Origin of the sequence: Anaerofilum hominis (genome assembly GCF_014287275.1) — a bacterium.
Taxonomy (GTDB): Bacteria; Bacillota; Clostridia; order Oscillospirales; family Ruminococcaceae; genus Pygmaiobacter; species Pygmaiobacter hominis.
The window spans coordinates 371,655-390,386 of sequence record NZ_JACONZ010000002.1 but is presented as its reverse complement, the minus strand read 5'-3'; the positions used below and the strand labels follow the sequence as shown (position 1 = coordinate 390,386).

Here is an 18,732-nt window from a genome sequence, read left to right as displayed (position 1 = left end):
CAGAACGACCCCTGTCACTCCGCCGGCGGCTTTTTTGTTTTTTCCGCGGCGCCGTTCCCACCGCTGGTCGGGGTCGGGCGCGCCTGTGCGGCAGACCGCGCGGGCAGCAGATCCCCCAGGGCCTCCAGCAGCATCTGGATATCCAGCGGTTTGGTCAGATAACCGGTCATGCCCGCCCGATAAGCCTGGGTGCGGTCCTCGTCAAAGGCGTTGGCGGTCATGGCTAGGATCGGCGTTCCCGCCGCGTCCCCGCGCGGCAGGGCGCGGATGGCGCGCGTCGCCTCAAGGCCGTCCATCACCGGCATGCGGATATCCATCAGCACCGCAAGATAGGTGCCGGGCCGCTGCGCGGAAAACTGTTCCACGGCCTGCTGCCCGTTTTCCGCCGTGTCCACCTGCAGCCCGTAAAGCTCCAGCAGAGAGCGGGCGATCTCCCGGTTGAGCTCATTGTCCTCCACCAGCAGCACCCGCTGCCCGGCAAGCGCTTCGTCCGCCTCGGGACGCCGCTGGACCTCGGTGTTCTCCAGATGGGCGACGGCGTGCCAGAGGGTGGAGCCAAACAACGGCTTTGCCAGAAAATAGTCCGCCCCCGCGGCCCGCGCCTCCTGCTCGATATCGCCCCAGTCATAGGCGGATATGATCACGATCGTGGCCTCTCGGCCCACCATCTGCCGGATGCGGCGGGTGGTCTCGGCGCCGTCCATGCCGGGCATCCGCCAGTCGATCAGGGCAAGCTCATAGTTTTCGCCCCGCGCCCGGGCACGGCCCACCTTTTCCACCGCCTTTGCTCCGGAGGGGACCCAGTCCGCCTGTGCGCCGACGTCCTCCAGGATCAGGCAGGCCTGTTCGCCCACCGCGGGGTCGTCGTCCGCCACCAGCACCCGCGCGCCGCGCATCAGCTCCCGGGCCCTGCTGCGCTGCTCTTCCTCCGCGCCGTCCTCCGTCAGGCCCAGGGGCACCCGCACCGTGAAAGCCGAACCCTCTCCGCGGCGGCTGCGCACCTCCACCCCGCCGCCCATGAGCTGGGCAAGGTTGGAGACGATCGACAGCCCCAGGCCGCTGCCCACATTGTTGCGCGCCCAGCTCTCCTCCTCCTGTTCAAACGGGGAGAAGATGCGGGTGAGGAATTCTTCCGACATGCCGATGCCGGTGTCCCGCACGTCGAAACGCAGCAGGGCGCGGCCCGGCGCGCGGCTCTCCTCGGCCGCCTCCAGCACGACTTTGCCGCCGCGCGGGGTAAACTTGAGCGCATTGGAGAGCAGGTTCATCAAGATCTGCTTCAGCCGCAGTTCGTCCCCCACATACCAGCGCTGCAGCGCCACTGCGCTGTGCACCTCAAACTCCAGGCCGGCTTTCTCCGCCTGGGGATAGATGATCGAGACGACCTCCCCCAAAAAGCCGGTAAAGTCGAACCGTTCCTGCGCGATCGTCATTTTCCCGTTCTCGATCTTGGACATATCCAGAATGTCGTTGATCAGAGAAAGCAAAAAGCGGGAGGAGGCGTCGATCCTGGCAAAGCAATTCTGCACCGCCGCCGGGTCGGCCGCCTTGAGCTGGCCGATGGTGCTCATACCGATGATCGCGTTCATCGGGGTGCGGATGTCATGGCTCATGCGGGAGAGAAAGTCCGACTTGGCGCTGTTGGCCGCCTGCGCCGCCGCCAGAGCATCCCGCAGCAGCTGCTCCTGCCGCGCCTTTTCCGCCCGCTGCTCATCCAGCACCCGCACCAGCTCGATGGCCATCAGATCACCGCTCACCGGGTCCTCCACCTGGATGAGCTGCACCGAGTTCCAGTGATAGGCCCCGTCCACGCCCAGCTGGCACAGCTCTGTATAAAGTTCCCGCTCGCCGGCGGCAAACCGGCGCTGGATCTCCTCTGTGGAGAGGAAGCGGGCAAAGTCCGCCCGGTAAGCGGGATAGGTGTTTTGCACCGCTTCCCGCGCCATCTCCTCAAAGCTGCCCTGCAGCCGCCCGTCATAAAAGCCCTGCTGGTCCACAAAACAGCTGTAGGTGCCGCGGGTCAGGTTCAGGCTCACGATCATGGGGTACGCCGTACAGATCGCCGCGCGCAGCGCCCGGTTTTCAAGGAGCTGTTCCCGTTCCTGGGCGGCCTGCAGCGCTTTGATCTCGGTGATGTCGGTAAAGATCGCCTGCAGCACCTCAATGCCGTCGGCGTTGACCAGCCGTTCCAGCACCACGCTGATCCAGCCCTCGCGCCCATCCCGGCGGCGCACCTGCCGCGTATACGAGATGGTGCCGCCCCCCAGCGGCAGACCGTCCACCAGCCGCTTCAGCCGCGGGCGCTCTTCCTCCAGCACCAGGTCAAAGGGGTCGGAGACCGCGGCGCGGTATTCCGCCTCTGAGCAGAAGCCATAAAACCGCCACACCATCGGGTTGAGGCTGATGATACGATGTTCCGGCCCGGGGGTGAACTGCAGGATCCCGCAGGGGATCGACTCGTACAGCTGCCCCAGAAAGCGCGCCTGTCGGGCCGCTTCCCGGTTTGCGCGCTCGATCTCCAGCTCGCGTTCGCGCCGGTGGGTGATGTCGGAGATGAAACAATAGATCAGGGTGCGGCCGTCCGAACCCGTTACCCTGCGCCCCAGATCGGACGCCCACAGGACGCCGCCGTCCCGCAGACATATCCGATACTCGGCATAGTATTCGTCGGAATCCTCAAAACGCTTTGCCACCGTCCGCGCCATTTCGCCGTAGTCCTCGGGCAGGATGAACGAGCGGCAGGTGCCGCCGGTGGCGGCGAAAAAGTCCTCCGGCCCGGCATAGCCCAGCAGCTTGCAGAGGCTGCTGCTGATCCAGTCCAGCGTGAAGTCCTCATCCGGCAGACAGATCGCCATGCCGCCGGGCATCTGCGAAAGCATCAGTTCGATCTGGCGGTCCTTTTCCTCCAGGCTGGCCTGCAGCTTTCGGTAGGCCGCGCCTCCCGCCTTTACCGGGAACAGCTCGTCGTCCTCCACGCCGCTGTAATCCATCGAGTGATGGATATGGGCGATCAGCAGGTCGTTCCCCTGCTCCTGAAAAAGAAAAGTGATGCGCTGATGGGCCTGGATATACTTTCCGGTGCCTGGTGCGGACGCGACCTGGCTGTCGCCCTGGCACAGCCAGCATCCTCCCCCAAGGCAGCGGGTGACATACCGCTCCCCGCTCATCGTGCAGCGGAACAGCTCCCCTCTGCCGGCGCGAAAGACCTCCGCCACCGCCTCGCGCCCCTCGGCGCGCTGGTTCTGCCCCGCCCCCAGCCAAACCACCTCCGGCGCCAGATGGGAGATCAGCAGTTCCACGTCCGATTCGGTGTAATAGCTGTAAAGAAGTTCGTGCGCAAGGGTTTCCACCTTCTGTTTTTTCTGTTCGTCCATAAGGTTCCCCCTGTCTTTTCTGTGAAGCTGTCAAAAGCGGCGCCCCCAGGGCAGCCCCTCAGTGCCGGGCCAAAAACGCCGCGCCGCAGCCGTGTCCCTGTCCTGCGTCCCGCCCCTGCGCGGGGCGGCCCGGCGGCCGAAAAAAGGCCCGCCGTTCCCTGTTGATGCCAAAGATGCCTGTTTTTGCTGCAGAGCGCCGCAGGGCGGCAAAAAGTCCCCGCGCAGCCGGCTTTCCGCCTTTGTGCGGCAGCCCGCTTTTCCTGCTGCGCCGCAGAAAAACGTCCCCTTTCCGCGGCCCTGCCCCCGCCGCTGCAGCGGCAGCCGGGCGGATGGCCGAAAAAATAGCCTGCGGCTATTTTTTATTGCTCCGCAATAAAAAACAACTTATCTTGATGGCCCCGCCCTCGCCGCTTGCGCGGCAACCGGGCGCATGGCCGAAAAAATAGCCTCCGGCTATTTTTTATCGCTTCGCAATAAAAAAACAATTTATTTTGATTCGCCGCGGCCTGTGGACAGGCCGCATGGTTACTAAAAAATAGCCTCCGGCTATTTTTTATAGTCAGTGATGTCCTGGCAGGTGAGCAGGTGGCAGGGAGTGCCCTCCCACTGCACGGCGGCGGCGTTCACCAGCGCCCAGACGCCCAGGCGCGCGTTGTACATCTCGGTGCCGCGGGCGGCCGCCTGTTCTTCCCCGCCAAGGGGACAATGCTCGCAGGGCGCGCTGCGGCCAAAGAGCGCGCGGTAGCACACCGCCCCCGCGCGGGCCTCCGGCGCCAGGCGCCGGGTTTTGCGGTTGACATACCGCAGCTTCCAGCTGCCCTGGTCCACCACATACACCCAGGCGTTCTGGTGATCCAGCACCGTGCGCAGGTTCCCGGCCGCGCGCTCGGCTTCTTCCTGGGCGCGGCGCTTGAGCAGAAAAAGCGAGATCAGGCGGGCAGTAAAGGTGAGCGTCTCGATCTGGTCCCTGGTCCATATGCGGCGGATCACACAGTCGTCAAAGCCAACAAAGCCCCGAAAGCCGCTCTCGTCCCGGATGGCGCACTGCAGCGTGGACTTGATGTCCTGCCGCGTCAGCAGGTCGCGGATCTCTTCCCGGTCCAGCAGCTGCAGGTCGGGGCAATAGAACACGCCCTCCTCATTGAAAAGCGAAAGATAGGCCTTTCGGCCGCCCAGCGTTTCATATTCCACCTGCTGCAGCATGGGTTTCTGTGACCTGATGCCGTCGTTGCACCACTCAAACGTGTTGGTCGTGCAGCGGCCGTCCCGGCTGTCCTCAACGACATAAGCGCGGCTGACCCCAAACCGCCTGCCGATCATCTCCAAGATCGCCTGGACCGCAGCCTCAAGATCGTCGGTGCGCTGCAGTTCGCGGAAAGCCTGCTCCACCAGGCCCTGCGCGGCGGAATCCGGCGCTTCTCCGGATTCAATGCGGGTGCTGGCCACCATCTGCTGCGCCCCCAGCCCGAACGAGTCGTCCATCGTGGCGGCGTCGAACCTCAGCCAGCAGTTCTTCCCCCGGGATTTCGCCCCGTACAGCGCGATGTCCGCATGCCGGAACAAGGTCTCGAAATCCTGTCCGTCACCGGGACAAAAAGCGATGCCGATGCTGCAGGAGGGGTTGCCCCGCAGCACGTCGTGGCGGAACATCTGCCGGAAAGACTCCACTACCCGCTCGACCCGGCGCTCGACGGCCTCGGCGTTCGGCACGCCCCGCATAAAGATGAGAAACTCGTCGCCGCCGATGCGCGAGAGGATATCCTCGCCGCGGAAAAGCCGGCGCAGCTCAGAGGAGAACTCGCGCAGCACCACGTCACCGAACAGGTGACCGTAGGTGTCGTTGATCTGCTTGAAATTGTCCAGATCCACGATGAGCAGGGCGGCCCCCTCCTGCGCGGGCCGCTTGGCAAAATAGTCCTCGATCAGTCCGCGCCCCGCGCTCTTGTTATACAGCTGGGTCAGCTCGTCCCGCTCCGCCCTCTCCCGCAGGGCCTCGGTGGCCCGCCGCTCCTCGTCGATGTCGGCGATCACTCCCACCGCCTTATAGGGCAGGCCCGTCTCGTTGAACTGTGCGGCGGCGCGGATCTTGCTCCACCGGTAGCGCCCGGCGGCGTCCGCCACCCGGAACTCGATCTCCTCATACGGCACCCCGCCCGCCATATCGCGCATCAGCCGGTTGAACTGGGGCAGGTCCTCGGGGTGGATGTGCGACACCTGCGGGATGCGGACGCTGGCGTGCTCCCGGATGGGCTCATAGCCGAATTTCTTTTCCCAGTTGGCGGAATAGAGCACCTCATCCCGCTCGATATCCCACTCAAAGATGATGTCGTTGGACTGCTCCATGATGAGTTTGTGCCGCTCGATCGTGCGGCGCAGCTCCTCCTGCGCCTGCTTGGACTGGGTGATGTCCATCAGCACCAGGATCAGATATTCGCTTCCGTCCGGGCCCATCTTGCGCAACCCTTTGTCCAGCATCCAGATCAGCCTGCCGTCTTTGGTCAGCAGGCGGTATTCCAGCTCGACGGCGTCGCCCGCCTGCAGCTGCTGCCTGGTCTGGCGCAGCGCGTCGTCCCGGTCGGGCGGGTAGATCAGCTCAAGATAGCGGTTGTGAAATTTCTCCCGCACCTCGTCCTCGCTGTAGCCCAGCAGCGCCCCCAGGCTGCCGTTTATCTTCTGCATGGTGAACCACTGGTCGTTGCGGCATACCTGCACGCCGCCCAGCAGCGCGCCCAGCGCGGCGTTGTCGGCCAGCTTCGGGGCCGCCGCGTCGTCGGCCGCGTCCGCGTCTTTCCAGATGATGAGCACCTTGCGCTGGCGCGGGTGGCCGGTGTCCACGCGCAGCATCGTGGCCTCGCAGCGGCGATAGGCCTGGGTCGCATGGCTGAAAACGCGGTAGGTGCGGCTGCGCCGCATCAGGCCCTCGTTGAAAAATTCGTCCAGATACTCCCCCAGCAGCTGCAGCGCCAGGGCGCGGTCGTCGGGGTGGACCGCATTTTCCACAAAGCCGCGGAACGCCTCCTCAAACCGGCCGCTCCCGCGCAGCAGCTCAAAATCGCTGCTGGCCAGATACACCAGATGATACAGGCCGGTGGTGAGGTCGGCCTCCATGACGGTGGCGTCCGCATAGCGCAGCAGCGTGAAATACTTCATCTGGCTGAGCTGCAGCGAGTCCAGCTCCCCCTCGCCAAAGGAGGGCTCCGCCGCGCTGAGCTGCATCGCCGCGGGATGGGTGCGGCGGGTGCCGTCCGCGTACTCCTGCGACAATTTGGCAAACGCGCCCTGCACGCTTTTAAAGCACTCCAGCAGCCGCGGCGAAAAAGAGCCGCACTCTCCGTTGAGGATCATGTTGAACGCCTGCTCGGGGGACAGCGCGCCCCGGTAGACGCGGTCGGTGGTGAGCGCGTCATAGCAGTCCGCGACGCCCACCACCTGGGCGCAGACGGGGATGGCGTCTCCCTTGAGGCCGTCCGGATAGCCGCGCCCGTCCCAGCGCTCGTGGTGATAGCGGCAGATATTATAGGCGTACTGCAGATACTCCTGATCGCCCATGCGGTCCAGGTTGGCCAGCATCTCGCAGCCCCGCTGCGAATGGGTCTTCATGATCTCGAACTCCTCGTCGGTGAGGCGACCGGGCTTATTGAGGATCGCGTCCGGGATGGCGATCTTGCCGATATCATGCATCGACGAGGCGCTGGAGATCATGTCGATCCTGCGGACATCCAGGCCGTATTCAGGGCAGCAGCGGGCCACCTCCTCCAGCAGGACGCGGGTGAACATGCGGATGCGCTGGATGTGCTGGCCGGTCTCCACGCTGCGATACTCGATGATGGAAGAGAGCGCGTCCACCATCACCGCGTTGGACTCGCGCAGCTTGGCCGCCTGTTCTTCAATGCGCTCCTGCTGGCCGAGCTTGTGCAGGTTCAGCTCCACGACGTTCTGCACGCGCCGGCGCACCACATGCGGCTCGAACGGCTTCATGATGATATCCGACGCGCCCAGATCAAAAGCGCGCACCTCGCTGGCCGCGGAATCTTCCGCCGTGATGACGATGACGGGCAGCTCGGACAGCAGCCCCCGGCGGCCAAGCGCTTCCAGCACCTGATAGCCGTCCCGGACAGGCATGACAAGGTCCAGCAGGATGGCGGCGATCCTGTCGTGATACTGCTCGATCAGCACCAGGGCCTGGTCGCCGTTTTCCGCCTCCAGCAGATTGTACTCCCGCTCAAAGATGCCGCGCAGGATGGCGCGGTTGACCTCCACGTCGTCCACGAGCAGCAGGGTATCCCTTTTTTCCATAGCTTCACCTTTCAGCGGCCCGGGCCGCGCTCACAAACATTCCGTGATCGCCCCGCACACCTTTGCGTAGGCGTCCCGCAGCGCCGCCAGCTGGCTGCCGGCCTCCTGGGGCTGCTGTTCCCGGTAGAGGCGCACCATCCTGCTGCTGATCTCATACAGCTCTTTCATGCCCAGGTTGGCGGAAAGGCCTTTCAGGGTGTGCGCCGCGCGCAGCGCCGTCTCGCTGTCCCCCTCTTCCACCGCCCGGGTCAGCTGCTCCATATTCTCGTCGCCCGGAAACTTTTTTAAAAATTTGAAATAAAGCGCCTCATTGCCGCTGAACCTCTCTATCGTGCGGTCGATCTCCATGCCGGCGCTCTCCAGTTTTTCCCGCTGCATCTCACTCATTGCGCGTCTTCTCCTTTTGTTTGCCTGCCGGCGGGACGTCTGTGGAAGCGCCGTCCTGTCCGGGACATAGCTGATTATTTTGCTGATTATTTTTAAAAAGCGACCTGACTTTCTGTGCCCCTGTCCTCTGCCCTGGGTGCCGCAGCCGAAGCGCACAGCTGAAAAAACAGCCTCGGCTATTTTTTATTGCTGCGCAATAAAAACGACTTATTCTGATTCGCCGTGGCCTGAGGACAGGCCACATGGCTGCTAAAAAATAGCCTCCGGCTATTTTTTATTTCGATTTGCCGCGGCCTGAGGACAAACCGCATGGCTGATGAAAATAGCCTATGGCTATTTTCATCTCATTATAGCACAATCCGCCGCGGGGATTAAGGGATGTTTGTGACATTTTCGGGTTTTCTTCTTTTCCCCGGGCCACGGTCCCTTTATCTCCGCTTTTCTCTTTCCCTGCGTTTCCCCGCGCGGCATCCCGTGTTTTTTCTTTCCCGTTTTGCTCCCTGCCCGCCCCTTGCCGAAACTGCAGCGCGCAGGGCGTGTCCTGCTGCGCGGCAGCGGCGCGGCCCCTGCGCTCTCCTTTTCAAACTCCTTTGCACACCGCGGTCCGCCCCGCGCGCAGCACCGCTCTGCCAGCCGGGCCCAGCCGGTCCGCCATTCGGCCACAGCTTTCTCCGGCCATTCTCCAAACCTCCAGGCTGAAAAATTGAAAAACAGGGGCTTCCCAAATGGAGAAGCCCCTGTTTTTTGTTTGCGCGGAAGCCTTATTGTTTGTAGACTTTGCCGTCTTTCATGACAAAGGTGACCCGCGTCATCTCGTCGATGTCTGCGATGGGGTCGGCGTCCACCGCCACGATGTCGGCCAGCTTACCGGCCTCGACGCTGCCCACACGGTCGTCCCAGCGCAGCATCTGCGCCGCGTAAAGGGTCGCCATCATCAGGGTGTCCGCCGTGGGGATGCCCGCCTCAGCCAGCAGCTTGAACTCATTGGCCTGCTCGCCGTGTTTGGTGAACGGGGTGCCGCAGTCGGTGCCGAAAGCCAGCTTGATGCCCATGTCAAAGGCCTTTTTGGTGTTGGAGGCGTGGGTGATCACCACCGGCTTGTCCTTTTCCACCATCCAGTCGGGCAGACCCGCGGCGGTGCCGTACTTGAGGATATTTGCCCCGGGACAGAGGGTGGGCACCAGCCAGCAGCCCGCCTCCAGCATCAGGTCGTGATCTTCCGGCACGGCCAGGGCGGCGTGCTCGATGGTGGTCACGCCCGCCTTGACGGCCAGACGGATGCCCTCGCCCGCCTGCGCGTGGGCGGAGGTGATGCGGCCGCGGCTCTCCGCCAGCTCCACAATGGCCCGCAGCTCTTCAAAGGTGAACTCCGGCGCGCCCAGCTCGTCGCCCTCGCTCATCACGCCGCCGGTGGACATGATCTTGATCTGGTCCGCGCCGTACTTCATGACGTAGCGGCCCGCAGCGCGGCACTCGTCCGGGGAGTCGCAGACCACGCCCATCTGGGCGCTGATCTCCACATAAGGGGCGTAGCGGGTGTCCGCGTGTCCGCCGGTGGCCGTGAGGGCCGGGCCGGAGACGAACATGCGCGGGCCCCAGGTCTCGCCGCTGTTGATGGCGTTTTTCACCGCAACGTCGGTGAAGCCGATGGCCCCCTCGTCCCGCAGGGTGGTAAAGCCGGCCATCAGGTCCGCCTGCACGTTGGTCAGGCTGATAACGGTGTAATCCGCCACCGTGGGTTTGCCGTACTGCACGATGTCGGTGGGGCCGCCGGAGAGGTTGCAGTGCACATGGGTGTCGATCAGGCCGGGAAGCACATACTTTCCCGACAGGTCCACGACCTCCCAGCCCTCTTTTACCGGGCCGCCGGCCACCTCGACGATTTTGTTATCCTCCACATAGACGTTCTGGTCCGCCACAAAGCCCTTGACCCTGGTCGAGAACAGATGTCCGCATTTTAAAACCTGTTTCATCGCTCTTTTCCCCCTTTACTGCAAGGTGACGCAGGGCGCGCCGTCCTTTTTGCAGACAACGCCATCCTTCATCACAAAGGAAACGCTGTTCATCACTTCGATATCCTCCAGCGGGTTTTTGTCAAACGCCGCCAGGTCCGCCAGCTTGCCCGCCTCGACGGTGCCCAGCCGGTCGATCCATTTCATCATGACGGCGTTGGTGCGGGTGGCCGCGATCAGCGCCTGGGCGGGCGTAAAACCAAACTCCACCATCAGACCAAACTCCACCGTCTGGGCGCCGTGATAATTGTAGCAGGTGCCCGCGTCGGTGCCGAAAGCGATGGGCACGCCGGCCTCGCGGCATTTGCGCAGGTTCTCCTTGTGCCCGGCCAGGACCAGCTGCGCTTTTTCCACCAGCCAGGGGGCCATACCGCCGCCGGCGCCGTTGTCCACAATGGCCTTGGCTGCGATGATGGTGGGCACCAGATAGGTCCCGTGCTGCGCCATCAGCTCGACGCACTCGTCGTCCATCAGCATGCCGTGCTCGATGGAGGTGATGCCCGCGCGGACGGCGATCTTGATGCCGTCGCTGCCGTGGGCGTGGGCGGAGGTGATGCGGCCGTGGGCCCTGGCAATGTCGATGATGGCTTTCATCTCTTCAAACGACAGCTCGCTGCACTTGGGGTCGTCGCCAAAGCTCATCACACCGCCGGTGGCCATGATCTTGATCTGGTCCGCGCCGTACTTCAGGTTGAGCCGGGCGGCCTTGCGGCCCTCGTCGGCGCTGTTGATCACCCTGCCCAGGGAAGTGAAGCCGCCCACATAGGGTGCCAGGTGAGAGTCGGCATGGCCGCCGGTGCCGGTGAGCGCCTCGCCGGACACCATCATGCGCGGGCCCACGATCATGCCGCGGTCGATGGCGTCCCGCACCGCCACGTCAGTATACCGAAAGCCGCCTTCGTCTCGCACGCTGGTAAAGCCCGCCATCAGATTGCGCTGGGCGTTTTTGATACTGGTGATGGTGAACGCGCCCTCGCTGCCGTCCACAAAGGCGTGCAGGATGCTGGGCTCGCCGGAAACGTTGGTGTGCAGATGGGCGTCGATGAGGCCCGGCATCACAAACTTGTCCGACAGGTCCAGCACCTCGGCCCCCGCCGTGTCCGCCTTGTCGGCGGGCAGCACCGCGGTGATGACGCTGCCCTCGACGACGACGGCCATGTTTTTCTGCACCGACTCGTCGGCGGCCGTGAACAGGCTGCCGCACTTGATGATCTTTTTCATCCGTCTTTCCTCCCTTAACTTCACGCGGCGGCGCAGCCGCCGCTGGGTCTCCCCGTCCTGTGCAGAGAGGCGCCGCGAAACCGCGGCGCCCCCCTTTCAAAACTTTGGCTCTTATTGTATCAGACTTGAAGCGGACGCGCAACCGCCAAAGGCTGCAAAAGCGCCGCGCTGTGGCCCGGCAAAACAGTTCTTTGCGCGCAAAGAGGCTGCGGCGGCCCGCCGGGGGCTTTTCAGCCGGCCCCTTTTCACGGCCGCCCTCCCCCGGCAGAGACCGCGGTCTCCCACCGCCCGCTCCCGCGGGAAGCTGCGGCAAACGCCGCCGTTCAGCGCGCCCTTTCCTCCCGCGGGCCGCGCAGGGCCCGCAAAAGCATCTCGTAGGCATAGCCGTCCAGCTGGGACGCCTCGCCCTGCCGCAGACAGACGCCCCCCGCCATGGCGCAGGAGGCCACGGCCGAGCCAAAGACAAAGCACCGGTACTCCCACGGGTCGGCTGCGCCGAACAGCCCCTCCGTCTCGCCCAGCGAGACCACCCGCCCGATCAGCGCGTCCATATCGCTGCGGTACTGCTCCAGCTCTTCCAGCCGGTCTCCCAAATAGGTCTCCAGCTCGCCGCGCCGCAGCTCGCTGACCAGCATCTGTACGGCGGAGAGGCGGCGCTCCAGCGCCCCGCGCACCATCCCGACGCAGGCGAAGAACCCTTCCCGGAAGCTGCCCACGCCGTTCAGGGTCTCCTCCGCACAGGCGAAAAGCTGCTCCAGATTATACAGCATGGCGCAGCCGATCAGCGCTTCCTTGCTCTTGAAATACTCGTAAACGGTCCCCTTGCCGATGCCCGCCTCGGCGGCGATCTCGGACACTCGCAGGCCGTGCAGCTCCCGCCCTGAGGCGGCAAGCCGGGTCACCGCCGCGAAAAGGGCGGTCTCCTTTTCGGTATAACTCTTCTTTTCCACCACGTTCTATGCCTCCTCGATATCGATGGGCTTGAGGTCCCTGCGGGAGAAGAGGTCGTACATCACCGGCACCACCAGCAGGGTGAGAAGGGTCGCATAGGTGAGGCCGCCGATGGTGACGATGGCCATGGGCTGGGTCATCTCCGCGCCGTCCCCAAGGCCCAGCGCCATCGTACCCATGGCAAGGATCGTGGTCAGGGCCGTCATCAGGATGGGGCGGATGCGGGTGCGGCCGGTCTCCACCAGGGCCTCCCGCTTCTCCCTGCCCGCCAGGCGCAGCTGGTTGGCATAATCCACAAAGACGATGCCGTTGTTGACCACCACGCCCGCCAGCACCAGAAAGCCCAGCATGGCGATGATGGACAGCTCCTTGCCGGTGATCCACAGCAGCAGCAGGCCGCCGGTAAAGGCCAGGGGCAGCGTGAACAGGACGATGAAAGGCGAGAGCAGGCTTTGGAACTGGGCCACCATGATGAGATAGATGAACACCACCGCCAGCAAGATCATTTTGACCAGATCCCCCATGGCGCTGTTGATGGTCTCGCTCTCGCCCTGCAGCTCCACCGTGATGCCCGCGGGCGGCTGGTAATCCGCCAGCTTTTTTTCCAGCTCGCGGCTGACCAGCCCCACGTTGTGGTCCGCGTCGATCCCGGCGCTGACCGTCATGTAGCGGGAACCCGCGTCGCGCCGGATCGCGGAGACGCCGGGCTGCTCGCTGACGTCTGCGATGTCGGACAGCGGGAAGCTCTCCTCCTCGCCCTCGGCGTTGGTGACCGTGAACGTATAGCCGGCCAGGCTGCCGCGCGTGAGCGCGTCCGCGCCGTCCACCACGATCACCGGGTAGTCGTTCTGTCCCTGGGTGAGGGTGGTGGCGGAGGTCTCGGTCTTGAGCGCCGAGGCCAGCTCGGCATAGACCTGGGCCGTGGTCATCCCCTTGCGCATCGCCTTGTCCCGGTCCACCGTGACCCGCAGCTCCGGGTCCGCTTCGCCGCTGCCGGCCGAGACCTCCACAGCGCCCTCCGTATCCCGGACCAGGGCCGCTACCTCATCGGCGGCCGCTTTCAGCTGGTCCAGGTCGCGGCCCTTGAGCTCCACCTCGATGCCGCTGCCCCCCAGTGCGGACATATCCATCGTGGAGGCACTCACCTCCAGCGTGCAGTCCAGATCGGCCACCGCGTCCCGCAGCTGCTGGGCGATCTCCGCATTGGTCGCGCCCGGGTCGTCGCCCAGCAGGATATAAAAGCTCATGCCGCCGGACGAGCCGCCGCCCATCATGCCGCCGCCCTCCATGGCGCCCACGGTCTCGACCCCCTCCACTGCGAGCATCCGCTCCACCACCTTGTCGGTGGTCTCATACAGGGTGTGGCTGTCGGCCCCTTTGGGCAGTTCCAGCGTGGCGCTCATCTGCGGGCTGTCCATGGCCGGGATGAAAGCGGTGCCCATGGTGGCCGCCCCATAGCAGGCCAACCCCAGCAGCGCCACCGCGGCGATCAGCACCGGCGCCTTGTGCGCCAGCGAAAAGCGCAGCAGCTTTTCGTAGCCCCGCACCAGCGCATCAAACCAGGGATGCTTTTTCTCCACTGTGGTCCGCAGCACGGTGGAGCCCAGGGCGGGCACCAGCGTGAGGGCCACAAGCAGGCTGGCCATCAGGCTGTAGCCGATGGTGAGGCCCATATCGGTAAACAGCTCGCGGGAGATGCCCTGGGTGAACACGATGGGCAAAAAGACGCAGACCGTGGTGAGGGTGGAGGCAAAGATCGCGCCCGCCACCTGGTTTGCGCCCGCCACGGCCGCCCTGTGGGCGGGCACCCCCTCGCTGCGCATCCGGTAGATGTTTTCAATGACAACGATGCTGTTGTCCACCAGCATGCCCACCCCCAGCGCCAGGCCGGACAGAGAGATGATGTTCAGGGTCACGCCGGTGAAGTACATCAGCGTGATGGCGAACAGCAGGCTGATGGGGATGCTGCAGGCGATGATAAGGGTGGGTTTGGCGTCCTTGAGGAAGAAGATCAGCACCAAAATCGCCAGCAGGCCGCCGATGACGAGATTTTGCAGCACGCTGTCGATGATCAGATGGATATAGTCGCCCTGGTTCATCAGCGGGGTGACGTGCAGTCCCTCATTCTCCGCCATGAGGACGGCGATCTCTTTTTCGATGCGGTCCGCCACGGCGGTGGTGGAGGCGGTGCTCTGCTTTTGGAACGAGAGCAGGATGCCGTCGTTGCCGTTGACCTTGGCATAGGTCTCGCCGCTGTTGTCCACCAGTTCCACCTGCGCCACATCGGACAGGCGGATGTCCCCGACCCCCTCGGCGTCGATGTGGAACAGCAGCGTGTCCGCCAGCTCCCCCTCGGCGGAATACGCGTCCCCGACCTTGACCAGGGTCTGGCTGTCCTCCCCCGAAAGATACCCCGCGGGCATGGAAAAGTTTTGTGCCATCAGGATGTTGGAGATCAGCTCCGGGGTGAGGATGCCGTGCAGGTCCGCCTTTTCATAGGCCGCGTCCCGCGCTTCCTCAAACTGCTTCTGGGCGTCTTTGAGCTGCTGCTCGGCCTCGTCCAGGCTCTGCTCGGTGGTGGTGATGGTCACCTCGCCCTTGGTGAGCTCGTTGACGGCGGTCATCTTGCCGCTCTCCAGCTGCTGATAGCCTTTGGTGGCCTCGTCCAGCCCCTGCTGCAGCTGCGGCTTCATCTGCGCGATCACCGCCATGCGGGTGGTGATGTTGGAAAGCTCGGTCTCGATCTCGGGCAGGCGGCGTTCTATGTCCATATATCCCTTTTGCAGGGCGCAAATATTTGCATAGCTAAAGGCCGCAGCCTGATCCGGAGCGACCGCCTCAATAAAAGGAGTGATCACCGGCAGTACTGTATTATTGTACTCATTTTCGTCCAACGCGGCCAGGCCAGCAATACTATCAGGTATCTTCGCCCCCATCTGAGAGGCCGTTTGGGACAGATCTTTTATAATCTTCTCAAGCGCACTATAGGTTCCTTTCAACTGCTCCCATGCCTGCGCATACCCCGCTTTCTCCGCCTCAAACGCCTTCTGGTTGGCGGTGAGGGTGGCCTCCTCCGCCAGCAGCGCCGAAAGGTTTGCCACCACGCCGTCGACTTTGGCGCTGGCGGCCGCCAGCTCGTCAACGCCGCTCTGCTTTTTGGAGGCCAGTTCCGACTTTGCGCTCTCCAGCTTGGCCCGGCCGTCCGCGATCTTGGCCCGCCCGCTGTTCAGCTCGCCCTGCGCCTCGGCCAGCTTTTCGTCCACACTGGCCAGCACCTTGTCGTTGAGCGCGTCGATCTTGTCCTGGTCCAGCGTGACCTGCAGCTTCTCCTCCAGCAGGCCGGTGCCGCTGACCGAGGCCACGCCGTCCAGCCGCTCAAACGCCGGCACGACCGTGTCGTCCACCAGACGGCTCAGGGCCTTTGCGTCCATGCCGTCCGCATCCACGCTGGCCACCATCACCGGCAGCATATCGGGGCTGATCTTCATCAGCATCGGCGCGCCCACGGCGTCGTCCAGCTGCGCTTTGACCAGGTCCACGTTGCCCGAAAGCTCGATCATGGCCGAGTCCATGTTCGTCCCCTGCTCAAATTCCAGGATGATCATGCTGGAATTTTCCTGCGAGACGGAACTGACGTGGGACAGGCCGCTGGTGGTGCCCAGCACCGACTCCAGCGGCCTGGTCACCGCCAGCTCGACCTTTTCGGGGCTGGCCCCGGGATAGGTGGTGACCACCACCACATAGGGCAGTTCGATGTTTGGCAGCAGGTCGGTGGTCATGCCGGTGAACGACACGACCCCGAGCACCAGCACAAGCACCACCGCCACCAGGATGGTGTACGGCTTTTTTACGCTGAGTTTGGGCAGCATTGGGTTCCCTCCCTGGATCCTTGTTTTCTCCGGCGGAATGGATGCCGGTCTTTCTCTCTGTCACAAAAAAGCGGCGGCGCAACGAAATCCGTCCGCCGCGTTTCCGACCGACTGGTCGGTCGGTCTTTATTGTAAAAGAAAACTTCCCTAATTGCAAGAAGAAAAGCGCCAAAAAAGCGGCCGTTTATCGGCCGCTTTTTGGCGCTCTGCCCACTTTCAAAGGTCAGCTGCAGATTCTTCCGTGTCCTCTCCAGAACTTTTTAACGAACAGATCGAGAGGATGCCCCCTATCCGTTTGAAAAGCAAGCGTTCTTCCCTCGCCTCCGGGCCGTCCGCTCAGATAGCCGTGGACTCACGCACGATCAGCTCGGTCTCCAACACGATTTTTTTGTTCGGGATATCAGGGTCCATGATTTTTTCCAGCAGCAGTTCGCATGCCATGAATCCCAGCTGGGTGCGCGGTTGGCTGACTGTGGTGATGGAGGGGATGGCCATAGACGAGAATTCGATGTTGTCAAAGCCCGCCACCATCAGATCCTGGGGCACCCGATATCCCGCCAGATAGGCAGCCCGCACCACCGCTGCGGCGTAGACGTCCGAAGCAGTAAAAAAAGCATCCGGCGGGTTATCGGCGTTCAGCAGCTGCATGGCGCTGCTGATGGACAGGTCATAGCTGATCTCCGGCAGCTGCACGATCAGGCGGGGGTCTTCCTCCAGTCCCGCTTCCTGCAGTGCGGTGCGATATCCCTGCAGCCGATGCCGGGCATATTTGTACCGGGCGGGTCCGCTGATGAAAGCAATGCGCCTGCGTCCCATCGCCAGCAGATGTTCGACGATGTTTTTGCTGGCCGAGAGATCGTCGATCGAAACATAGGGCAAGTCCAGCTCCTCATCGTATTCGCAGCACTGTACCAATGCCACGGTGGAGGCGAGCTTTTGCAGGATGTCTGGCGAGATGTGGTTGGTGGTCACCATACCCACCGCCCGCGTCTTGTGCAGCAGCTTGAGCACGCGGGGCATCGTATTGCGGTTGATATGTTCCTCATTAATAAGCAGGTGGTAGCCGTGCCGGGTAGCCGAGGTCTTTGCCCCGCGCACGATCTCGCTGTAAAAAGGGTTATCCAGCGAGGGCAGATTAAAAATCAACAGCCCTCCCGACGGCTCCACCTCCGTTCGCTCACTAAAGCTGCCGCCCAACTCGTGCACTGCCGCTACTACTCTATCATAGGTGTCCCCTTTAACAATGCCCTTGTGGTTGAGTACCCGGGACACGGTGGCGGACGACACCCCTGCCATCGCGGCAATCTCGGCGACCGTTGCCGCTTTGCTGTTCTTTGGCATCTAGGTCCCTTCCTTTTTTAATTCTCTCGCTACTTGTTTAGATTTAGTATAACATTTATTCATGAAAGTGTATACGTTTTTCAGAAAAAATGTTTTATTTTTCCTGTTTACTTTAAAAAATTGCCGAACAGTTGTCTTTTTGTTTATTGAATACAGGAAATCTGACTGTAAACGTCATGAAACACTTGTAATTATTTCTGAAAATAGATATAATATTTTCAGAAACACAGCGAAGGGAACATCAAAAAGATGAGAAAGCTCAGGCTGGGAATTATCGGCGCCGGCTGGATGGCCGGGATGTGCTGCGAAGGGATCGCCGAGACGGATCATCTTCAGGCGGAGATGGTTTATGCAAGAAGATTATCGGCTGCGCAGGAGTTCGCAGCCCGGTATCATCTGCCCGCCTGTACCGACAATCTAGACGAAATGCTGCGCAGCGACACAGTGGACGCAGTTTACATCGCCACCACCAACGAGACGCATCTCTCCTTGGCTTTACAGGCGGTAGAGGCCGGTAAGCCGGTGCTGGTGGAAAAGCCCTTTACCTTAAATTATAAAGAGGCCCGCCAACTGGTGGACGCGGCGCGCCGTCAGGGTGTCTTTGTGATGGAAGCCATGTGGAGCCGTTTTATCCCCGGCATGCTGATGGCGGCCGAGCTCGTCCGCTCGGGCATGTTCGGCAACCTCAGCGCCATCCATATGCAGACGGGCTGCGTGCTCACACCGGAAAAAAATGGGCGCGTGTACGATCTGTCACGCGGCGGCGGGGCGCTGGTGGACATCGGCGTCTATGCTCTGAGCATTCTGGAGATGCTGGTCAGCCAGACGCCGGCCCGGGTCATCAATCGCATGAGCCGGGACCCTGCCAGCGGGGTGGACATCCGGGATGAGTTGACGCTGGTCTACAGCAGCGGCGTGCGGGCGGATATTCTGGTGACCTGCGAGGAAGAGCGGCCCACTACCCTTCTTCTTGAGGGCGGGCGCGGCAGCCTGGCGTTGGACAGCTTTGTCCAGGCGCAGCAGCTTATTGTAACTCAGAACGGCCGGACACGCTACTACGACTTTTCCGGCAACAGGTATCGATATGCCTATCAACTGGAACACTTTGCGCGCTGTGTGTTGGAGGGGGAGGCTGAGAGTTACATCTTCCCACTGGACTGCACACTGCGTGTGATGCGCACGATGGACGCCTGCCGCTTTGCAGCGGGGTACCTGTTTCCCGGGGAGGAACAGAACACGGTTCTGACGGCAGACCGCCGTTGAATAAAACGATCGCTTGCA

At 62.7% G+C, this 18,732-nt stretch carries 9 protein-coding genes; 1 reads left to right on the top strand and 8 read right to left on the bottom strand.

Features of this window, described 5'->3' with window-relative positions:
* Nucleotides 1–14: 14 nt before the first annotated feature.
* From H8S23_RS06835 to H8S23_RS06800, 8 genes are all read right to left on the bottom strand, one after another.
* Nucleotides 15–3,374, bottom strand: coding sequence for a response regulator (locus tag H8S23_RS06835; protein WP_186887583.1), 3,360 nt, complete (start codon nucleotides 3,372–3,374; stop codon nucleotides 15–17).
* A gap of 546 nt (nucleotides 3,375–3,920) precedes the next feature.
* Entirely contained in the window at nucleotides 3,921–7,670 is a 3,750-nt protein-coding gene (locus tag H8S23_RS06830) for a diguanylate cyclase domain-containing protein (protein WP_186887582.1), read from the bottom strand.
* 30 nt (nucleotides 7,671–7,700) lie between these two features.
* A complete protein-coding gene (locus H8S23_RS06825) occupies nucleotides 7,701–8,057 on the bottom strand; it encodes an Hpt domain-containing protein (RefSeq protein WP_186887581.1) in 357 nt (118 codons plus the stop codon).
* Nucleotides 8,058–8,818: 761 nt separating this feature from the next.
* Complete coding sequence (locus H8S23_RS06820) at nucleotides 8,819–10,030, bottom strand: metal-dependent hydrolase family protein (RefSeq protein WP_186887580.1); 1,212 nt, start codon at nucleotides 10,028–10,030, stop codon at nucleotides 8,819–8,821.
* Between the two features lie 15 nt (nucleotides 10,031–10,045).
* Nucleotides 10,046–11,290: a metal-dependent hydrolase family protein gene (locus H8S23_RS06815; protein ID WP_186887579.1), complete on the bottom strand. Its 1,245-nt coding sequence runs from the start codon at nucleotides 11,288–11,290 to the stop codon at nucleotides 10,046–10,048.
* A 323-nt stretch (nucleotides 11,291–11,613) separates the two neighbouring features.
* On the bottom strand, nucleotides 11,614–12,243 hold the full coding sequence (locus tag H8S23_RS06810; RefSeq protein WP_186887578.1) for a TetR family transcriptional regulator: 630 nt from the start codon (nucleotides 12,241–12,243) through the stop codon (nucleotides 11,614–11,616).
* A gap of 3 nt (nucleotides 12,244–12,246) precedes the next feature.
* Nucleotides 12,247–16,110: an efflux RND transporter permease subunit gene (locus H8S23_RS06805; protein WP_186887577.1), complete on the bottom strand. Its 3,864-nt coding sequence runs from the start codon at nucleotides 16,108–16,110 to the stop codon at nucleotides 12,247–12,249.
* A gap of 336 nt (nucleotides 16,111–16,446) precedes the next feature.
* Nucleotides 16,447–17,451: a LacI family DNA-binding transcriptional regulator gene (locus H8S23_RS06800; protein WP_186887576.1), complete on the bottom strand. Its 1,005-nt coding sequence runs from the start codon at nucleotides 17,449–17,451 to the stop codon at nucleotides 16,447–16,449.
* Between the two features lie 249 nt (nucleotides 17,452–17,700).
* Between H8S23_RS06800 and H8S23_RS06795 the strand changes: the two genes are divergently transcribed.
* Complete coding sequence (locus tag H8S23_RS06795; RefSeq protein WP_186887575.1) at nucleotides 17,701–18,714, top strand: Gfo/Idh/MocA family protein; 1,014 nt, start codon at nucleotides 17,701–17,703, stop codon at nucleotides 18,712–18,714.
* Nucleotides 18,715–18,732: the final 18 nt, after the last annotated feature.